General features: G+C 38.5%; 14 protein-coding genes. 7 read left to right on the top strand and 7 right to left on the bottom strand.

Annotated features, from left to right (window positions below; all coding sequences use genetic code 11):
- The first annotated feature begins 161 nt into the window (after window positions 1-161).
- The 7 genes from HPE63_RS04780 to HPE63_RS04810 all read left to right on the top strand — a co-directional run bounded on the left by HPE63_RS04780 (window position 162) and on the right by HPE63_RS04810 (window position 9,584).
- A complete protein-coding gene (locus tag HPE63_RS04780) occupies window positions 162-1,865 on the top strand; it encodes an OstA-like protein (RefSeq protein ID WP_223198043.1) in 1,704 nt (567 codons plus the stop codon).
- A gap of 8 nt (window positions 1,866-1,873) precedes the next feature.
- Window positions 1,874-3,055 (top strand): aspartate aminotransferase family protein, encoded by a 1,182-nt coding sequence (locus tag HPE63_RS04785; protein WP_188313073.1) that lies wholly within the window; start codon window positions 1,874-1,876, stop codon window positions 3,053-3,055.
- A gap of 98 nt (window positions 3,056-3,153) precedes the next feature.
- Window positions 3,154-4,542 (top strand): tetratricopeptide repeat protein, encoded by a 1,389-nt coding sequence (locus tag HPE63_RS04790; RefSeq protein WP_188313074.1) that lies wholly within the window; start codon window positions 3,154-3,156, stop codon window positions 4,540-4,542.
- A 37-nt stretch (window positions 4,543-4,579) separates the two neighbouring features.
- A complete protein-coding gene (locus tag HPE63_RS04795; protein WP_188313075.1) occupies window positions 4,580-5,497 on the top strand; it encodes a DUF368 domain-containing protein in 918 nt (305 codons plus the stop codon).
- A 12-nt stretch (window positions 5,498-5,509) separates the two neighbouring features.
- Window positions 5,510-6,523 carry a DUF368 domain-containing protein gene (locus HPE63_RS04800; protein WP_188313076.1) on the top strand — a complete coding sequence of 338 codons (1,014 nt, stop codon included), beginning with the start codon at window positions 5,510-5,512 and terminating at the stop codon, window positions 6,521-6,523.
- The gene (locus HPE63_RS04805; protein WP_188313077.1) at window positions 6,501-7,247 is read left to right on the top strand and encodes a shikimate dehydrogenase family protein; all 747 of its coding nucleotides are present in this window, start codon (window positions 6,501-6,503) and stop codon (window positions 7,245-7,247) included. Before HPE63_RS04800 ends, HPE63_RS04805 begins: the two co-directional genes overlap by 23 nt.
- A 96-nt stretch (window positions 7,248-7,343) precedes the next feature.
- Complete coding sequence (locus tag HPE63_RS04810; protein ID WP_188313078.1) at window positions 7,344-9,584, top strand: DUF349 domain-containing protein; 2,241 nt, start codon at window positions 7,344-7,346, stop codon at window positions 9,582-9,584.
- Between the two features lie 11 nt (window positions 9,585-9,595).
- Here the strand turns inward: HPE63_RS04810 and HPE63_RS04815 are convergent, their stop codons facing one another.
- The 7 genes from HPE63_RS04815 to HPE63_RS04845 all read right to left on the bottom strand — a co-directional run bounded on the left by HPE63_RS04815 (window position 9,596) and on the right by HPE63_RS04845 (window position 20,750).
- The gene (locus HPE63_RS04815; RefSeq protein ID WP_188313079.1) at window positions 9,596-10,021 is read right to left on the bottom strand and encodes a CBS domain-containing protein; all 426 of its coding nucleotides are present in this window, start codon (window positions 10,019-10,021) and stop codon (window positions 9,596-9,598) included.
- A 185-nt stretch (window positions 10,022-10,206) separates the two neighbouring features.
- Window positions 10,207-11,151 carry a glycoside hydrolase family 17 protein gene (locus HPE63_RS04820; protein WP_188313080.1) on the bottom strand — a complete coding sequence of 315 codons (945 nt, stop codon included), beginning with the start codon at window positions 11,149-11,151 and terminating at the stop codon, window positions 10,207-10,209.
- Window positions 11,152-11,189: 38 nt separating this feature from the next.
- Window positions 11,190-12,101, bottom strand: a complete 912-nt coding sequence (locus HPE63_RS04825) for a glycoside hydrolase family 17 protein (RefSeq protein ID WP_188313081.1) — start codon at window positions 12,099-12,101, stop codon at window positions 11,190-11,192.
- A 14-nt stretch (window positions 12,102-12,115) separates the two neighbouring features.
- Entirely contained in the window at window positions 12,116-14,464 is a 2,349-nt protein-coding gene (locus HPE63_RS04830) for an MFS transporter (protein WP_188313082.1), read from the bottom strand.
- 11 nt (window positions 14,465-14,475) lie between these two features.
- Window positions 14,476-15,945 (bottom strand): glycoside hydrolase family 30 protein, encoded by a 1,470-nt coding sequence (locus HPE63_RS04835; protein WP_394355016.1) that lies wholly within the window; start codon window positions 15,943-15,945, stop codon window positions 14,476-14,478.
- Window positions 15,946-15,980: 35 nt separating this feature from the next.
- Window positions 15,981-17,279 carry a glycosyl hydrolase family 17 protein gene (locus tag HPE63_RS04840; RefSeq protein WP_188313084.1) on the bottom strand — a complete coding sequence of 433 codons (1,299 nt, stop codon included), beginning with the start codon at window positions 17,277-17,279 and terminating at the stop codon, window positions 15,981-15,983.
- Between the two features lie 9 nt (window positions 17,280-17,288).
- A complete protein-coding gene (locus HPE63_RS04845; RefSeq protein WP_188313085.1) occupies window positions 17,289-20,750 on the bottom strand; it encodes a hypothetical protein in 3,462 nt (1,153 codons plus the stop codon).
- Window positions 20,751-20,777 lie beyond the last annotated feature (27 nt).

Genomic DNA, 20,777 nt, shown 5'->3' on the forward strand with positions numbered 1-20,777 from the left:
ATAAAGATCAATTTGGCCATCTGCACTTTTTAAGTTCAGATGGCTTTTTTTATAGAGGTAAATCCAAGGCTAGGCACAGGAAGGATTAACATTTCCTAAAACTATCCCAATCATTATATAGCTCCCTTAAAAAATCATATTTTTGGGCAAAATTATTTACGTTGTTCGGTAAAATCATTTCTCTACTGGTTGTATTGGTTACAATACCCCTCTTTTCCCAAGATGCCCCTCGGGAAGAAGTAAAACAAATCAATATCGTCTATGGTGCCAACTTTACCAAGGATGAGACCCAGTATCCCGGAGCTTCCATCTTTAGCAAAGACGAGCGACAAATACAATTTGAGCATGAAGGCGCCGATTTATTCTGTGATATCGCCATATACTATCAAAAAGAAAATAAGCTTAAGGCCATTGGCAACATTCGCTTGCAGCAAGGTGATTCCATTCAAATGACCAGTGGTAAGATCAACTATGACGGCAATGTAAATATGGCCAAGGCTTGGGAAAATGTTGTTTTGACCAGCAACTCCAAAATGACCTTGACCACGGACACCTTGCGTTTTAATAGATTGGCGCAACAAGCTTATTATCAGGATTTCGGAACCGTGGTAGATTCTGTAAATACATTGACTAGCGAAGTAGGGCGATATTTTCTACAAAATAAAAAATTACAGTTTTTAGACAGTGTCCACCTAAAAAATCCCGATTATATCCTTGATTCAGAACAATTGGACTATTACGAAACCTCTAAAAACGCCTATCTCTATGGCCCATCGACCATAACGGGAAAATCTTATAAAATATATTGTGAACGTGGATTTTATGATACAAAGGTAGAAAGCGGCTACTTTATAAAAAATACAAGAATCGATTATAACAATAGAATCATAAAAGGGGATAGCGTATATTTTAATAAAGCCAGGGAGTTTGCATCGGCGACCAATAATATCAAGGTCATCGATACGGTCAACAACGGAGTGATCAAGGCGCATTATGCGGAGGTCTTTAAAGCCAAGGATTCCGTATTTGCCACAAAGCGTGCCGTCTCGATTTCCTTAATGGAGCAAGATTCATTGTATATGCACGGCGACACCTTAATGGTGACTGGAAAACCCGATCATAGGGTACTTAGGGCCTTTAGAAACGCCAAGTTCTTCAAAACCGATTTGAGCGGTAAATGCGATTCCATCCATGCGGATCAAAAGACCGGAATAACCCAATTGATCACAAATCCCATTCTGTGGAATGGTCCAAATCAAATGACAGGGGACAGTATTCATTTAAAATCGGATTTAAAGACCGAAAAAATGGATTCGCTTAAGGTCTTGAACAATGCCTTTATCATTTCATTGGACAGTGTGAGCATGGAGGGGTATAACCAAGCGAAAGGAATAGATCTGTTTGGCAAATTCCGGGACAATCAACTCAAGATTATAGATTTAATCAAAAATACAGAGGTCATTTACTATATGTACAACGACGATGATGAGCTCATAGGGATCGATAAGACCATTTGTAGCGCTATTCGTATAACCATGGCCAATAATGACATTGAAGACCTTACCTTTTTCACCAATCCAGATGGCAATATTTATCCCGAAACCGAATTACCGGAAAACAGTAGAAAATTAAAGGGGTTTATATGGCGTGGTGATGAACGCATCCTCACCAAAGATGGTATTTTCGACGAAGACGATAACAATATTGTGCTTCCGGTAATCCGAGGAATCTCAAACCCTATCGATATCGATGCTGAGGAAGAGGAACGCAATTCCAATGAAAACGATCCGGTGAACAGCCGCAATAAGGCGAACGACAAAGCGACCGATCCAAAGAAAAAGTCAACACAACAGAAAGCCGAATAATGTAATTTATGAAAAAGGACTTTCTTAAATTTCAAGCCCAAACCTCCCCCCACCCTTTGGGAATGCACGTGTCACATGCCCGCGGTTCCTATATTTATGATAACGGGGGCAATGCACATTTGGACTTTGTTGCCGGTGTCTCAGCCTGTAGTCTGGGTCATTGTCATCCCAAGGTAGTCGAGGCCGTAAAAGTTCAATTGGATAGGTATATGCATGTCATGGTCTATGGGGAGTACATTCAAGGACCCGCTGTAGAATATGCTAAACTACTGGCTTCTTTACTACCGCCTTCACTACAAACGACATATATGGTCAATTCAGGGACAGAGGCCATTGAGGGCGCTTTAAAATTGGCCAGACGGTATACGGGGCGAACACAAATCATCGCTGCACATAAGGCCTACCATGGCAACACAATGGGTAGTTTAAGTGTTATGGGGTACGAAGAACGAAAAAGTGCTTTTAGGCCACTGATCCCTGATATTTCCTTTGTTGAATTCAATTCAACCTCCGATCTGCAGAGAATAACGGATAAAACCGCTGCGGTTATTTTGGAAACCATACAAGGTGGAGCCGGTTTTATTGAGCCTTCAAAGAATTATTTGAAAAAGGTAAGAAAACGTTGTTCGGAAGTTGGCGCTTTGCTGATACTTGATGAAATTCAACCTGGTTTTGGCCGTACGGGACGATTGTTCGCCTTTGAAAATTACGATTGTGTCCCTGATATTCTGGTTATAGGAAAGGGTATGGCCTCCGGTCTTCCTGTAGGTGCTTTCACGGCTTCCAGGGAAATGATGGCCACCTTACAAGATCATCCGAAGATGGGCCATATTACCACTTTTGGAGGCAATGCGGTAATAGCATCTGCCTGTTTAGCCACGTTGAAGGAAATAACAGAAAGTGGCCTTATACCCCAAACATTAAAGAAAGAAAAACTGATAAGAAAACTACTTAAACACAAGTATATCAAAGAGATAAGAGGTAAAGGTCTTATGTTGGCCTTAATTATGGAAAGTGCCGAAATAGCGGATTACCTAATCCTTTCGGCATCCAAGAAAAACCTTATCTTATTCTGGTTATTATTTGAGAAAAGTGCGGTTAGAATAACACCTCCCCTTACTATTTCCCATGAGGAAATAGAACAAGGTTGCCATACCATACTTGAACTTTTGAATAGCTATAAACAATAATTTGTTAACTAATTTGTTAATAATATAGCCCTTAACAGGTTTGAAGCTTAGTCCCAAAAAGACTACTTTTAAATCCATAGATTAACCAAATACTACCTATGGCGTTAGAAGCCAATGAAAGGCCAGACAAGCCCATTGCCAAATTCGAATCCATGCTGAAGACAGATGATGTCTATTTCTTTGATGCTGAGGATTTTGAGGATATTATACACCATTATCTGAATCATGGAAAGATAGCATTGGCAAAAAAAGCCATAAAAATAAGTTTAAAACAACACCCCGATTCCATTGAACTCAAACTTTTAGACGTTGAGGTATTGGTTTTCGAGAATAATCTTGACAGGGCAGAGCAACTCTTGGATAAGCTGCAACTTCTCGACAGAGCCAACGAAGAGATCTATATACAAAGGGCGAATATATATTCAAAAAAGGACAATCACTCAGCAGCGGTCAACTTGCTCAAAAAGGCCTTGGAACTTTCAGAGGATAGTTATGATATTTATTCCCTACTCGGAATGGAGTATCTTTTTATGGACGAATTCAAGCTCGCGAAGGAGAGTTTCATGAAATGTGTGCATTTTGACGAACAGGATTATTCCTCCCTTTATAATGTTATTTATTGTTTCGATTTTCTTGAGGATTTTGAAGGTGCCATTGTTTATCTCAACGATTATCTAGACCGAAATCCTTATTGCGAGGTTGCTTGGCATCAATTGGGAAAACAATATATTTCTAAACGAATGTTCAAAGAGGCTTTGACGGCTTTTGATTTTGCCATAATCTCTGACGATGCGTTTATAGGTGCCTATTTTGAAAAAGGGAAGGTACTCGAAAAGCTAGGTAAGTTCAATGAGGCCATTGAGAATTATGAGACCACAATTCAAATAGACGATCCTACTTCACATGCTTATTTAAGGATCGGCAGGTGTTATGAACGTCTTTCCAATGATGATATGGCCAAATACTATTATTACCAAACGGTACATGAAGACCCACTATTGGATAAAGGTTGGTTGGCGATAACAGATTTCTATTACAAAAAAAAGGATTTTAACAAAGCCCTCTATTACATAGATAAAGCCTTGAATATTGACGGAGAGAATCCTACTTATTGGAAAAAAAGCGCCATTATCAATACAGCCTTGAAACAATACGATCAGGCGGACTATTCCTTTCAACAAGCCGTTGAACTGGGCAATTACGAATTGGATACCTGGTTAAGCTGGGCGAATGTTGCAAAAGCAAATAAGGATTATGACTCAGGAATCCGCATATTGGCCCAAGGTCAGGAGTTTTATCCCGAAAGTGCTGAGATACAATATAAAACAGTAGGCATACTACTCTTGGCCAATGATAAAATAAATGCCCGAATTCGCTTATTGGATGCACTGAAGAAAAATTCTGAAAAAATACACCTTTTTCAAAAAGAGTTTCCCAGCTACTTCAAAACAGCATGGACCCAGAACATTATTGCAGACAACAAATGAGCTTCTAGATAAATAGTCTATTTTTGCTTTTTTGTTTATGGAAAATCGAAATTTACTCCAGTATATTTTTATTACCCTTAAAGGAATGGCCATGGGTGCAGCCGATGTTGTCCCTGGTGTATCTGGAGGTACAATCGCCTTTATTTCAGGCATTTACGAAGAATTGATTACTTCAATCAACAATGTTGACCCAGCTTTACTGAAAATTTGGAAAAATGAGGGATTCAATTCCTTTTGGAAAAAATTGAACGGTAATTTTCTGGTAGCATTGTTTTTGGGGATTTTCATCAGTCTTTTTTCTTTAGCTACATTAGTGAGTTGGTTACTGGAAAATGAACCTATCTTGCTTTGGTCGTTTTTCTTTGGATTGGTTGCGGCCAGTATTTTTTTCGTTGGAAAGGAAATCGCCAAATGGAATCTGGCCACAGTCATCATGTTACTTTTAGGAGCGGCAATTGCGTATTTCATTACTACTTTGCCTGCCTCAGAAAATGCCTCTAGCCTCCCCTATCTTTTTATGTCCGGGGCTTTAGCCGTTTGTGCAATGATCTTACCGGGTATTTCAGGAGCTTTTATCTTGGTCTTATTGGGTTCGTATAAAACTATTTTGGACGCCGTACATGAAAGGGAAATCAAAGTGATTGTCACAGTGGCCTTAGGCGCTATTTTTGGACTGCTTAGCTTTGCTAAACTCTTAAAATGGATGTTCAGCCATTATAAGAACCTTACCTTAGCCTTATTGACAGGTTTCATTTTAGGTTCATTGAACAAAATTTGGCCCTGGAAAGTAATATTGGAAGCCAAAACGATCGGCGACAAGATCATACCTTTAAAAGAACAAAACATTTCGCCTTTCAACTTCGAGGGCGACCCACAATTAATGTTCGCCTTAATCGCTGCGATCATTGGTTTTTCCCTTATTTTTATACTTGAGAAACTTGCCTCAAGAAAATAATCATGGCTCCGTATGTACGAACCTAGAACATTTATAGATAAATTGTTTTTGGTCCTTAAGGGACTTGCTATGGGGGCGGCCAATAAAGTACCCGGTGTCTCAGGAGGCATAGTGGCTTTCGTCGGTGGATTTTACGAAGAATTCATTTACTCCCTTCAGAAAATAAATCTAAAAGCCATTAAATTATTATTTAACGGTAGGTTCAAAAGTTTTTACCGCTATGTAAATGGTCAATTTTTAACGCTACTTATTTTTGGCATGTTAGTCAGTTATTTTAGCGTTTCCAAAATATTGGATTATTTTCTGGAACGCAAAGAACTTTTTGTTTGGGCCACCTTTTTCGGAATGATTTTAGGTTCGATCTACTATATCTCGAAAGATTTCAAGCATTGGAACAAAAAAACATTGACCGCCGGTATTTTGGGTCTTCTTGTAGGGCTATCGATTAGTTTTTTAAATCCTGCAAAAGAAAATGACAATCTCTGGTTTATTTTTGTTTGTGGTATGATCAGTGTTTCGGGTATGACCCTGCCAGGGCTTTCGGGCTCTTTTATTCTAATATTACTCGGGAATTATGTACTGCTCTTAGTCGATTCGGTAAATGCCCTTTATGATTCAATGGCTGAAATGTTACGGGGGGACTTTAGCTTTGTGAACAATGGTGAACGATTGGAAACCCTAAAAATATTAGCAGTTTTCACCGCCGGATCGGCCGCAGGACTGGTCACCCTCTCCCATATCCTCACGTATGTCTTAAAGCACTTTAAGCATATTACAACCGCTGTAATCATTGGCTTTATCACGGGTTCATTAGGGGTAGTATGGCCTTGGAAACGCACTATTTTTAAAACAGATGAGACAGGACAGGTATTTTTGGATTCTAACGGTAAAGAAATTATTTTGAACTATGAACGGTATCTTCCCGATTTTGGAAATACCGAAACCTGGTGGGCCATATTCTTTATCATCTTAGGTATTTTTATTTTATTAGGTTTGGAGTGGTATGGCGACAATAGAAAAAAATGAGTATGGCTTGGTAGGCAAGAATATCGCCTATTCGTTTTCCGAGGGATATTTTGCCCAAAAATTCGAGAACCTATGCCTGAAGGATCATTCCTATAAAAACTTCGATCTGCCCCAGATTGAGGATTTCAAAGATCTTGTTGACGACAACAAAAACCTCAAAGGACTGAATGTTACCATACCCTATAAAGAAGCCGTAATTCCCTATCTGCATAAACTGGATAAAAAGGCAAATGAAATTGGTGCAGTCAATACGATCAAATTCACCAAAAAAGGTCTAAAAGGTTATAATACCGATTGTTATGGCTTTAAGAAATCAATACAACCATTTTTAAAAAAGCATCACAAAAGAGCTTTGATCTTAGGTACCGGAGGTGCATCAAAAGCCGTTGCCTATGTATTCAATGAATTAGGTATAAAATTCAAGTTCGTTTCTAGAACGCCCGGTAATAATCAATTTGGGTATAACGAATTGGATGAAAAAACAGTTAAAAAGTATACGGTTCTGGTCAATTGCACCCCATTGGGCACTTTCCCTAATATTGAAGAAAAACCAGACATTCCGTATCATCTGATCACAGAAAAACATCTATTTTTCGACTTGATCTACAATCCGGAAAGAACGGCCTTCCTACAAGAAGGGGGGAAACAAGGTGCAGCGATCTGTAATGGGTTAAGGATGCTAGAGTTACAGGCCGAAAAGGCATGGGAAATCTGGAATTCATAATATCTGTCCCAAAAAAGAACAAGTATAAGCTTTGGTATTCATTCGGTAGTTAGTATATTACATAAGCATTCTTAAGCAGAACTAACAAGAATTTCGATGCAAGAAGAAAAAGATCAAGAACTACAGGAAACTGTAGGTGGAGAAAATTATTCAGAAACTACCGAAAACACCTCGGAGAAAAGCACTGAAAATACGACTGAAAATTCAAATTCGGACGATGCCCCCGGACCTCTGGACACCAAATCCGAAAAGGAGACTTCCGAGCTTATAACCAAAAAAAAAGCCTCTAAACCCGTATCCAAAAAGGACACATCCGAGGCGGCGCCTGAAAAGGAGACTTCTGAGCTTATTTCTAAAAAGAAAGCCTCTAAACCAGTATCCAAAAAGGAAATTACTGAACCGGTGTCCGAAGAGGACACCTCAGAACCTGCGGCTGAAAAGGAGACTTCCGAGATAGCAACCAAAAAGAAAACAGAGGAGAAGGAAGATGCGGTTCTTGAGGAAATCGACGAATCGAATGCCGAAGATGCCGAGGATCAAGACAACCATCATAGACACCATATTCCAATTCTGGACTACCATGCCATGTCTATGGAAAATTTGGTGGGTGAATTACAACGCTTGGTCAAAAATGAAAAAGTACAGGCCATCAGAAAACATGTAGATGGTATTAAATATGAGTTCGACCTGAAATTCGAGGAGTTCATTGAAGAGAAAAAAGAGGATTTCATCAACAATGGAGGTCATGAGTTGGATTTTAAATATAACTCGGTTTCAAAAAGACAGTTCAACGAGGTATATTCCGAATATCGTGAAAAACGAAATCAGTACTATAAATCCCTCGAAAATAGCTTGAAAGAGAATCTTGCGAATCGATTGTCGATTATCGAAGAGCTCAAAAGTCTGGTGAATGTAGAAGAGGACATCAACACTACCTATAAACACTTTAAAGAGGTTCAGGAAAAATGGCGTAATGCAGGTCCAGTTCCCCGCAACCACTATAACGATGTTTGGCGAACCTATCACCATCATATTGAAATTTTCTATGACTTTCTTCATATAAACCGCGAATTACGTGATCTGGATTTCAAGCATAATCTAGAAGAAAAAATCAAATTGGTCGAACAGGCAGAGGCCCTGGAAAAAGAGGAAGATCTTAATAAGGCATTTCGTGAATTACAGACCCTGCATAAAATCTGGAAAGAGGATATTGGCCCAGTAGATAAAGAGCATCGCGAAGAAATCTGGGAACGATTTAGCAAGGCCACCAAGGTATTGCACCAAAGAAGACAGGATTATTATAATGACCTTGATAAAACCTATGAAAAGAATCTAATAAAAAAGAAGGAAATTATCTCGGCCATTCAAGATATAGCCGGTAGCATCGCCAATAACCATAAGGCACTTCAGCAACAGATAAAACAAATCGAATCTTTACGAGATGCTTTTTTTAAGGCCGGTAAAGTGCCCCAAAAAGTGAACGAACAGACTTGGGCAGGGTTCAAGGAAGCGGTACGAAGCTTCAATCGAGGTAAAAATGGGTATTACAAAAATCTTAAAAAGGAGCAACAGGAAAACCTTGATAAAAAACGTGAATTATTGGATCTTGCCATTTCATTGAAAGATAGTGAGGAATGGGATAAGACCACTTCCGAAATGAAGCGCATTCAAAGCGAATGGAAAAAAATAGGTCATGTACCCCGTAAATATTCCGATAAAATTTGGAAGGAGTTCAAAGGTGCCTGTAATCATTATTTTGATCGTTTGCATGCCCTGAAAAATGAGGCCCATAAGGACGAGATGGAAAATTTTGATAAAAAGAACGCCTGTCTTGAACGATTAAAAGCTTTTGAATTATCAGGAAAAAGGGACAAAGATCTGGCATCGATAAAATCATTCATAGAAGAGTGGAAAATGTACGGCCGGGTACCTTTTAACAAAAAGAACATCAATCAAAAGTTCAACATCATATTGGATGCCATTTTCAAGAAATTGGATGTGAGCAGGCAAGAATCAGAGCTGTTAAAATATGGCAATAAAATCCAACAGCTGGCCAATACCGAAAACGATAGGGCCATTGCCAACGAACGTTCTTTTATTCGCAAAAAGATAGATGAGAGTAAAAATGACATCCGACAATTAGAAAATAATCTTCAATTCTTTTCCAATGCCTCGGAAGATAATCCTTTGGTGCAAGATGTGATCAAAAAGGTACAAAAGCAGAAAGAGGCTTTGGATGGCTGGAAAGCCAAGTTGAAAAAATTGAACATCATGCAACATCATTTAGAGAAAGGTGAAGATGATGAACCCTCGGCTGGTACATCGGAAGAAGAATAAAAAACTAAAACCTAATCTTCATACTGCTGCAATAAAAAATTGATAAGATCGGTCGTGGTTATTATGCCGACCAGTTTGCCATCATCAACCACTGGTATCGCATGAAACTCCCTTTTTGAAAGGAGTTCGGCCACATCTTTTACCATGGTATTTGATGATACACTGACTAGATTCTTGGCCATAACCTGCTCAATACTGAACATATTGTACACCATAGAGTCTACTGTTTCCTCATCTTCATAAACGGCATCGGCAAAACTGATCCGTAATAAATCAGTATAACTGAGCATGCCGATCAATTTGCTGCCAGAACACACCGGTATGTGTCTTATATGATATTTTTTAAATAGACTTTCCGCTGTTTCAAGATTATCGGTTGTCTTTAATGTAATAACGTGCTTAGTCATTATTGCCGAGACTGGAGTTCCTTTTTTCATGATCCGACGCTTTTAAATTCCTCTCTAAAATAAGTAGATATGACGCAAAAAAGTATGATAAAAGTCATATGACTTCGCGAAGTACTCCCGTAATTTTGACAAGTGATAAAAAATCGATGATCAAAGCATACACAAACTACCCACAGCTTTATCAAGCATAGACCGTTTCCCTTTAATATTTCAACCTATTTTTCAACCAATTGATTTGAAAAATATTCCCTCATTACCAATTTTGGAGTCCTGTCTACCTTAAATAATCCCCAGTGTTTTTCGGGCTCAAGAGCTTCTCCCGATCCTTTCCAGGGTTCATCAAAAGCCTCGAAAACAAATGTAAGAATGTCATTCTCTTCGCACCAATCAACCAAATCATTGTAGTAAATTTGCTGGTGTTCCTCACTTACATTACTCGGGCAAATGCCTTTTCCGTTAGAAAAAGTTGTCCATCCTGCCTCAGTGATTACCACAGGCTTGTTCGGATAAGTGTCGGCCACGGCATAATAATTTTCCTTAGTGTACTCCAATGCCTCATGAATGAGCTTGTATTCCCATACGGGATAGGTATGAATCGAAATAAAATCGACTTCCTCGACCAATTCTTTTAACTTATCAAGCCAAGGAAGGTAGTTTTCGCAAAAGGTAACAGGTTGTTTCGCTCCATTTTTAATCATCCTTACGTACTTGATGACATTGTCAACGGGGACATAGTGATCGGTCCAATCTACGCAAGCTTCATTTCCTGCAGATAACGAGAAAATAATATCGGGATACTGGTTTGCCAAATGAATCAATTTATTGATTTGAGTGTCATTTGATATTTTGTTTTTCTCGAGTTGCTTCTCAGAATATGTCCCTCCCCAAGGGCAGCCATAATTGTTTGCCTCTGCAACTATGTAAGCCCCTAACATTACTTTAAAATCAAAATTTTCTTTTTGGATAACATCCAATACAATTTCGGCATGCACATCACAATCGTAGAGTCTTAAGTATTTCCAATGCTTATGAAGTATTAAAAGATCTTCTTTTATCTCCTCATAAGTAGGAACTTTTCCTCCAGGCATTTGCCCTTCCCTAAAACCGGAATAACATATAGCCCTTCCAGGTTCGATTTGTAATTCCTTGGTATATTTCATGGACTATTGGTATCGTTACTAATGAACTTTTATACTATCTAAAATTTTAATTTTTCATCTTTATCCCACAATCCCCAATATGCGCCAACATCACCTTCAGGTCCAACTTTCCATGATTCATCAAAAGAGGAAAAATAGAACATCTCAATATTCTGTTTGGCAGACCAAACTTGGGCATTGATAAAATATTTCATTGCATTTTCAGCTGATGGCTGGGCGCCTTTTAATCCTGTTCCTTGACTTGGCCACCCCGTCTCTGTAATAATAACCTTTTTACCATTAGCGGCATGTGTGGCTTGTCCGTACATCTGTTGCATATGACCTAAGGAATATTCGAACGGACAGCCTTCCCAATAGGGATAACAATTGGCTAAAATGACATCACATAAGGTGGTAATTCGAGGATGTTCACTAAACTCATAGTACGCATCTACATAACCCACAGGAATGCCCTCTGGCAGCTTCGCTTTTACACGTTCAATGAAACCTATTAATTCTTCCTCACTCAAATCGTTTCTGTATAACACTTCGTTACCAACGGCTGCGATATCAACAAATCCTTCATTGGTCAATTGAATAAGTCCTTCTATTTCCCGCTCATTTATTTCAGGGTCATCTCCCAACCATGCCCCAACTAAGGTTTTAATGCCATATTCCCGAGCTATTTTAGGTATAAACTCATTGCCTTCTGTGCAAGAAAAGGAACGAACCCATTTGGTATATGGTTTAATGATCTCCATTCGCCTTCTCACCTGCTCTTCAGTAATAACATCACCCGGTTTCTGCCCATCTTCATAAAGGCTGAAACACAAACCGTGCATTCCACTTTTTAACGTTTTTCGCCATAATTTTTCAAGATCTTTTGATAGGTACTTACTAAAATCAACACCAACTTGTTGGGTTAAATCAATATCCTTTATTGAAAATTCTTGTCCTTCTCTGTACGACATAATTTCTTATTTTCTTAGTTACCAAATTTTATCTTTTCATTTTTATCCCATATTCCCCAACGGGAACCAACATCACCTTCATGATGGACTTTCCATGATTCGTCGAACGACGAGAAATAGAACAATTCCACATCATTGCTCTTTGCCCAATTATTTGCGCTGATAAAATACTTCATTGTATTTAGTGATGAAGGTAAGGCCTTATTGATTTTTTCTCCTTGATTTGGCCAACCTGTCTCAGAAATAATCACAGGTTTACCTTTTGAAACATTCTTGACAACTGAATACATCTGTTTAAGGTAAAGTGTAGAACGATCAAAATTGTATCCTTCCCAAAATGGGTAGCAGTTGATTAGAATTACATCGCAGGCGTCAATAAGTGCCGGTCGATCAAGAAACTGATAATAGGCATCAACATAGCCTATTTTTATGTTTGGCAATGCACTTTTCACCTTATCAATATAAGACAGGATTTCAAGCTCTGTCAGTTCATTTCGCATCAACACCTCATTACCAATGACCGCCATATCCACATATCCATTTTGCCCTAAATCAATCAAGGTTTCTATCTCCTCGTCATTTTTTGTTTTGTCATTCCCGATCCAAGCACCGACCATTGTTTTTAATCCTTTCTTATGTGCTACTTTAGGAATGAACTCATTTCCATCGGTACATGAAAAAGACCTCACCCATTTGGTGTAAGGTGCAATCACATCCATTCTCCGCTGTATTTGGTCTTCTGATAATTGATCCCCAATATTTTGACCTTCCATGTACGGGCTAAAACAAAAGCCGTGCACTCCTTTATTCAAGGTAGCTGAAAAAAGTTTCTTGATTTCCCGTTCAGATTTTGAGGTAAAATCCAAGTCTGTGTTTGACCTGTAACCTGAATCAATCCCGACGAGTGTTAATAGTTTACCTTTTTTATAGTAAGTAGAGAGTTGCGGTGTGGTTTTGCTTTTGCGTTTATCTAATTCCGCACGTATTTCATTGGCTCGTTCTTCAGTAACATTATAGTTTCGCATTATAAGCATTGCAACTATTGTTCCTACCATTGGGAAAAAGCAAAAGAAAGCATGCAGGCCATCAACCGCTCCCAGTTGTTCGGTTGTTGCCAAATCAGGGTTAAAACCAACAATGCCAATAATTACCCCACTAAGTGCTCCAGCTATGGCAAAGCCTACTTTTACCATCCACCAATAAATTGCACCAAAAATACCTTCCCGTCTTTTACCTGACTTCAATTCATCTATATCGATTACATCCGCAGTCATTGACATCATGATGGTAAATAAGCTCCCTATTCCAAAAGAGAAGAAGGGCAATGCAATGATGTACAACCAAGGTTTTCCCGGCACAAAGAGAAAATACATCATTATGTAGCCTACAATCGAAATCGCTTGGGCCCACATAAACGCCTTTTTCTTACCCATCATTTTTGACATCCAAGTAACCACAGGAATTACAATAAAAGTGGTTCCCAACGCTCCTATGCAACCGAATAATGCGACCCAAATACCAGTAGCAGCTGCATCACCATTAAATAGTCTATAAACAATAACAAAATAGGTTAGCGCAGCTACGGTATTAAATGCATTAAAAATCAAAAACGTGGCACCACATATCTTCCTAAACTCTTCTATTTTAAAGGCATCCTTAAAACTTTCAACAATTTTCTTCAAACTACCCCCGATATTGGCAAAGTTCAGTGGCTCATAATTTTCTTCAAGGGTCGATTTGCTCTTAATAAACAAGGCAGGTACCATGGCAGCAATTGCACATGGTACGGCCACCCAAACAGCCAATTCGCGAACAGCGACATCTTGAGACGGAAACCATTCTGGATCATCCATAATCACCCAAAACCATGGCGCAATAACCCACGCCCATTGGCCAATCCATTGTGCAACAGCCATAATGTTGGTTCGTTCGTGAAAATCATCGCTCATTTCATAGCCCATAGCGACATAGGGTACACTAAAAAAGGTAAGCCCCAAATAAAAGACGATTGACCATAAAAAGAAATACCAAAAATTATATTGTAAAGAATTATGCGTATATAATTGCCACATAATGGTAAACGCCACACCCATTAAAATTGCACCAATTAAAACATATTGTTTGCGTCTTCCCCATTTCGATTTGGTATTATCAGAAATGAAACCCATTATAGGATCTGTAATAGCATCAAAAACTCTTGGAAAAAAATAAACAAGAGACCATAACCATCCATTAAATCCAAATGATTGTACAAGTACAACCATAAATATTCCTAGAATTGCTGGGAACATTTGATTGGCGAGCATTCCTACGCCAAATGCTACTTTTTGACCGAATGGGACTTTAATTGTGGTTGTGGACATATTACTTATTTTTAGTTTGGTTGTACTATTATTGTTTGTATGGCTTGTGCATCAATACTTATAACTTTTTTTAACTCTCCCAATGAAAGTTGAAAATGCATTTCTTCTTTATCCTGATTGAATACTACAACCGCAATCGAACCATCTGGATTCTTGGCAGCTGTAATCAATAAAGTCCTATCAGAATTTTCGATTCCGATCTTAACAGCACCCGGTCTTATATATTTACTAAAATGCGCCATCGTGTAGAACAGAGGTGTAAAATAGACCTCATCTTTCTCGGGATCCACTATCACTGGGGCAATACACCAGTTTTTAAACCAATTCGGACCTCCTTTAGTGTCAAGTACCATATTCCAATCTACCCAACCATCAACCCAATTGTTCAAGCATCCTATGATATCCCTGGCATAACGATTTACTGGTGCATATTTTGGGTGTAGATGTTTGTCCTCTTCCGGAGCCCATTCCCAACCCCAATCAGTTGCTTCTTTTTCCCAATACCATGCATCATCTTGCCATACAGGAATTTCTGCATCTACACATGCCTCGGATTGAATAAGAAGTTTATCTGGAGCTTTTTTATGGGCATACTGAAGTTCTTCAGGAAAAACTTCAAAGGTGCTGGCATACCAATGTATTGCTGTACCAGCGAAATATTTTGAACTGGCCTCATCCCGGAACATTTCATCCACCCATTCCTTTAGGTGTTCCCGATTTTGATCATACCCTAATATTTTTAAATTTCCTTTGCCGTCGGCTTCTAATTTTGGCCCTAAATGATTTTGGACAAAATCGGTCATTTCTTTGGGGGTAAAATGCATACTTTCCCAATTGTTACCATTACCCAATGGTTCATTTTCCACGGTAAATCCCCAGATATCAATGCCCTCTGCTTTATAAGCGTCTACGTATTTAGAGAAGAAAAGTGCCCAAGTATCATAATATTCTGGCAATAATTTTCCTCCGACCCAATTGTTATTGTCTTTCATCCAAGGAGCTGCAGTCCAAGGTGAGGCAAAAATCTTGAACCCGTGCTTAGATGCTGCCATAGCTTCCTTGATCATAGGAATCAAGTCGTCTTGATCTTCTTTAATGGAAAAATGCTCCAAGGCCTTATCCCCTTCTACCGGGCTGTATGAGTAATTACTTATAGAGAAGTCGCAAGAATTCATGTGTGTACGTGTTAACGAATAATTTGCTCCATCTTCACTGAAATAGGCATCAATTATTTTTTGGCGATTCTCTTTGCCCAATTGGTTCAATAAATAGGCCGAAGATTCTGTAAAAGCACCACCAAACCCTGTTATGGTCTGAAATTCTTCTTCAGGAACTATTTTTATTTCGACTGCATTCCCTTGTTTAGCGAATTCTGTGACCTTTTTAAGTTTATTTCCACTAGCGGAAGTCTCATAAACTTCAACCTCTAATGTCCCATCCTCTTTTTTGTTGCAACTGACCATGATTAAAATCGATAGCATTAGTACCCAGTAATGTCGTGTTTTCATAATATAGGTTATTTCTGTTTTTCGGCTATTTCCTTAGCAGTTGGTGGGACTTCTACATCTTTCATTAAGGTATCTTTATCCCCATCGAATGTTTTGGCAATAGTATTTCCATTTCTTGTCAATCCTTCAAAAACCCCATTATCCACAGCATCCCATAATGCATATTTTGCTTTGCCATCAACCGTAAATAATCCGAAATGGTTTTCTGACCCCATTTTATTATCAGCATCTTTCCATGGTTCATTAAAAGCCTCAAAGTAGAAACATGAAATACCCGCTTCATTGGTCCATTTGCGTATATGCTTATAGTACAATGCTTCTTTATATTCATCCGTAGCTCTTGATCCAGAAGGTCCATAAAAACCATCAGAAACAGTCGCCCAACCTGTTTCGCCAATATGAATGGGTTTCTTAATGCCCAAACTAGCCACATAATTCGAAACACTGTCATATTGGGCTTTGGCAAAATCCAATGCTCTGAGCATCGCAGCATCGATTTTTTTGATGTCCGATAACTTTGATTCATTTTCTGGAACTCCCCAAAATTTAGGGTTATAATGCGTATTATGATAAGGATAGGTATGCATTGAAATAAAGTCTACAGCACTAACCAATTTTTCAAGATCTTCGGTATGATAACTCGCATCACCTCCGCCCCATGAAGAAAAATCATCAGAACTGGTTATCCATAAATCCTTAGGAAGCTTTCCTTCCTTCTTCAAATCTTGGAGATAGTTTACCCATTTTAAGATAACCGAAGGCTGTACGTAATACGTTGCTGCCCAACGCACCATGGCCTCGTTACCTACTGCAATTACTTTCACAATATCTGGATATTGATTTGCCAAATAGGCCGCTACTAAAATTTGATTTGCATTAGCTTCACTTTCTTTTTCATGATCCGGCTCCATATCTGTCCATGCATTTTTACAATCTATCCAAGCACCTAGCATGACGTACATTTCAAAATTTGGGTCGTCTTGTTTTAATTCACTAATAGCTTTTATTAGATTAGTAGCTTGAGGCAAGTGCACTTTATAGGTGCGTAGAATTTTAATACCCATCGCCGCCAAAATTCCCAGATCCTCTTTGAGCTGTTCTATTGCGGGTTCAATGTCGTGATCGACATGTCTATACCCTCCATAGGACATGGCCAAATAATCTGGATTTCCCAAAATGTCTTTTGCACTTAAACTTACTTGTTCTTTCACGGTATCCGGGTTACTTTCTTTATTAGGTTCGTTCTTGCAAGAAAAACTAAAAATCATTGATAATAGAACCATAGTTGTTTTTAAATGTTTCTTCATCCCAATAATTTATTTGTTTATCGATGCTATTATTTGTTTGATTTCTCCTGTTCGTTCAAATACTTTCTTACTTGTTGCCAGGTCAAGGTTTAAGCGGTCATATTCAAGAACTGAATCATCACTCATAATTACTTTCATTCCCTCTTTCCCTGCCAATTTGTAGATGATAGGAATCTGGCAATAGGTAAAGCAAATTGACCCTATCTCAAGTTCAATTTCTTCTATATCCTTCTTGATATTCACATAAGTGAATGTCTCTGCCTTTTTTAGGAATTCTTCTTTTCTTAACAAACGAGGGTTAAACATTAGTTTGCCTTCTGATACGAATACGCCCAGTTCCCCGAATCGGCTTAAAATATCTTCTTTTACCTGACCGGTCATACCCGGTTGCTGGGCACCTTTTGTCGCTGGTGTATGGGAATAAGGGTCAGTTGGGAAAGCACCATATAATTCTGGGGATTTATGAACTCCTATCCCCTCATTGATTTCATAATAGTGTTCTAATAACTTTCCTATTGTCACTTCGCTTTCATTATTTCCAATTGCCAATAAACAGGTTTCTTGAACGCTCAACAGTAATTTCGAAACCATATGCCAATAGATAGACCCTAAACCTTCATAACCAAAGAAGGTTCCTGAACGACCTGTGAAGGATTTGTGATCGAAAATTTCTTCGAACGTATCTAGGAGCAAGTCTTTATCTTTTTCAATCAATTCTCCATATGGCTCGGATGGAAGCTTAGACAATGCTTCTATTAAGCTTTTGGCATTATTAAATGTTCCGTTAAAATGGTAGTTGCCCTGAACATCCTGTAGAACTATCTGTTTGTTCCCGTCTTTTAAAAGTCGTTTTAGTAAGGCAGATGCTTCTATATTTTTAGTAGAAATATTGTTTTTTACATCGAACCTCGGTAATTCTTTGTTCGGATATAATATATAACTGTATTGATCCGGTCTAAACAAGGCACTCGCTTTTAAAGCGTCTAATACCTCTAATGATTCCGCCCCCGAAATATATCCGGAACTTAATACGGCCACCTGTCCTTCCAGCATTTCCGGCAAGTAAGAAATAGATACTTCTGAATCATTCTTTATTGTCATTAAATTGTAGGCATGATAAAGGTTATCATCCCTTTTATTGGCATCAATGGAATGATCCAAGTACTTTTTGGAGATTTCAAGAAAGCGCAACAGATCATTTTTGGTTATGGCCTCTTTATCACCTGAAAAACCATTTTCATAAATATGTGTTCTATAATCACTCCCTGCACTTCCAAGTCCGTCTAATACTGTCTTTCTATCCTTATCGGAAACTTTCCCAGTAAGAATGCTTTCATTTTTATTTAAGGTCGAAAGCACTTTATTAAAGAATTCGGCTAATTCGATTGAAACCTCACTGTCTTTACCAGGTCGATTTTTAACAATGCCCTCAAGGAAGTTTAAAAATCGTCGTAAATAATATAGCGTGACCATCGATACGCCATTTCCTACCAAGGCATTGTTGGCGTCATTCCATTCAGGCCTTTGTGTATTCATCCAGATTCCTCCTTCTGGAATAAAGTTCGACACCTTGGCCAATACGGTTGCCAATAATTTTTCGACAAGATTTACTTTGTAGATAAAGTGGTTCCTATCGCTAAGTAAGGCACCATCGGCACCCAGTTCGATTCTTTTTTGGGCAATCCTTTGATCCGATTCATGGTCAAAATCAATCGTATCCTTGGGGTTGGCCAAAATATCCCGGTAGCTTTTTATTTTGTAAGGCACATTGGCGTATACAAATATGTCTTGTTTAAAATATGTCGCTAATTTGTTGGGATAATGGTCTTCGATAAACTCCAAGAACTTTAGTAGATAGATGATTTGATGATCTCCCCAATACCCTATATATGACCATGGATCATCGGGTTCTATGGTTTCCCAATCAAATCCTCCTTTTGTGACACGGTAAGGATTGTAACCGTCAAAGGTGGTTGCATTCAAAAATTTATGGATCATACTTTCGATGAACTCTGGGTAAGAATGTGCCAAGGCTTCCCAGTTTTGAAAAATGTCACGCCAATTACCTTCATAATCCAATATTTTTGAACCATCTAGTTCATTGGTCGTGTTAATTGAAAATCTGTTCCAAGGTCTACTGGGGTCTCCATGCCTTCTACTAAATTTAAGAGGCATGTATTCAATCGCAAGTCTTTTAAAGTTTTTGTCCTGATCTTTCTCTGTTAAGGATTTCAAATGACCAAGTGTAAATACTTCTGGAAGATTTCTTAAGAGATCTTCCTTTTTCTTGAATACTTTTTTACTCGCGTTTTCAATGTATTTTACAAAATCCCATTTTTCAATATGATAGCCATCATCAAAAATACCCCCACGCATAATATTAAAAAGGGTATTTGAAAAATGTCTTGTATTCCTTAGTTTGTCCGCTGTGAGCTGTATCCCGTCAGAAGCCCCATTCAACTCCAGTAAATTTCCAGACCCTAGTTCTATGTCTTCCTGAATAATTGGGATTATATCGGTTTTACTTTTAATCAGTTCGGTGATTTCACTGATATTGACCATGGATTGGTTTACATTGGCCACTATCATCCAGGTTTTTTCACTACCGGGTTCCAATGCCATATCCGAACAAACAAAATAAGCGCCTTTCTCGGCCTTAATATCTATCTCTTGTTCAATCTCTTTACCCCTCCTGAAGGCATCAAGTTGTAGGGAAGAAACCAAATATTTGGCATTTTCAATACCCGCCGACCAGGCAATTGTCGCTTTTAGGGCTTCACTAGGTTCGGCCTTATCAACAATAATGGCACTCAGTGCATATATGCCGATGCCAACTTCTGCCTCCAATTCATTTTTTTTGTAAGCATCGACCAAATTACTTTGTCTATTCTGTAGGTCGGATATAACACCAAAGGGAATTATATTTTGAATTCCGTCCAACACGGTAACTTGAATCCCGTTATTGGTATCGTTGATTATGGTCGATTTTTTTACAAAACCGTATTTATCACTCGAGTTCCATTGGTACCGGAATGTAAGGCCTAAATCTTCATTGATTTCTTCGAAAACAATCTTGTTGCCATAGTTGTTTTTGTACAAATTTCTATGGGTCTTATAGATACCGACATATCTAGTGGAAAAAGGTTCCCATAAATAGGTCTTGCCATCGGCATGTACTTGAAGTAAGGTTTTACTTCCCGTAATTTCTGCTGATTCAGTAATTTTATCATCAGTATAATAAGGGAATAAAGCAGATTCGCTGTCTTTTCTTCCTGCGGTCAACCCACCATTACTTGAGATGAACATCCAGTGGTTTGAATCGCTAACGATGCTCATGAAGAAAGGCCTTATGGCATCACTATTAAAAATTTTATAATAGTTCTCATTTTCAAAAACTATTTGTTTTCCCTTTACTTCCACTTCTTTAAACGAAGCTTTTTGGTTTCGTATATAAATTGGATTTGTATTCATTCTTTTTATTTTTGGGTCACCCGTTTT

Origin of the sequence: Maribacter arenosus (assembly GCF_014610845.1) — a bacterium.
Lineage (GTDB): Bacteria > Bacteroidota > Bacteroidia > Flavobacteriales > Flavobacteriaceae > Maribacter_A > Maribacter_A arenosus.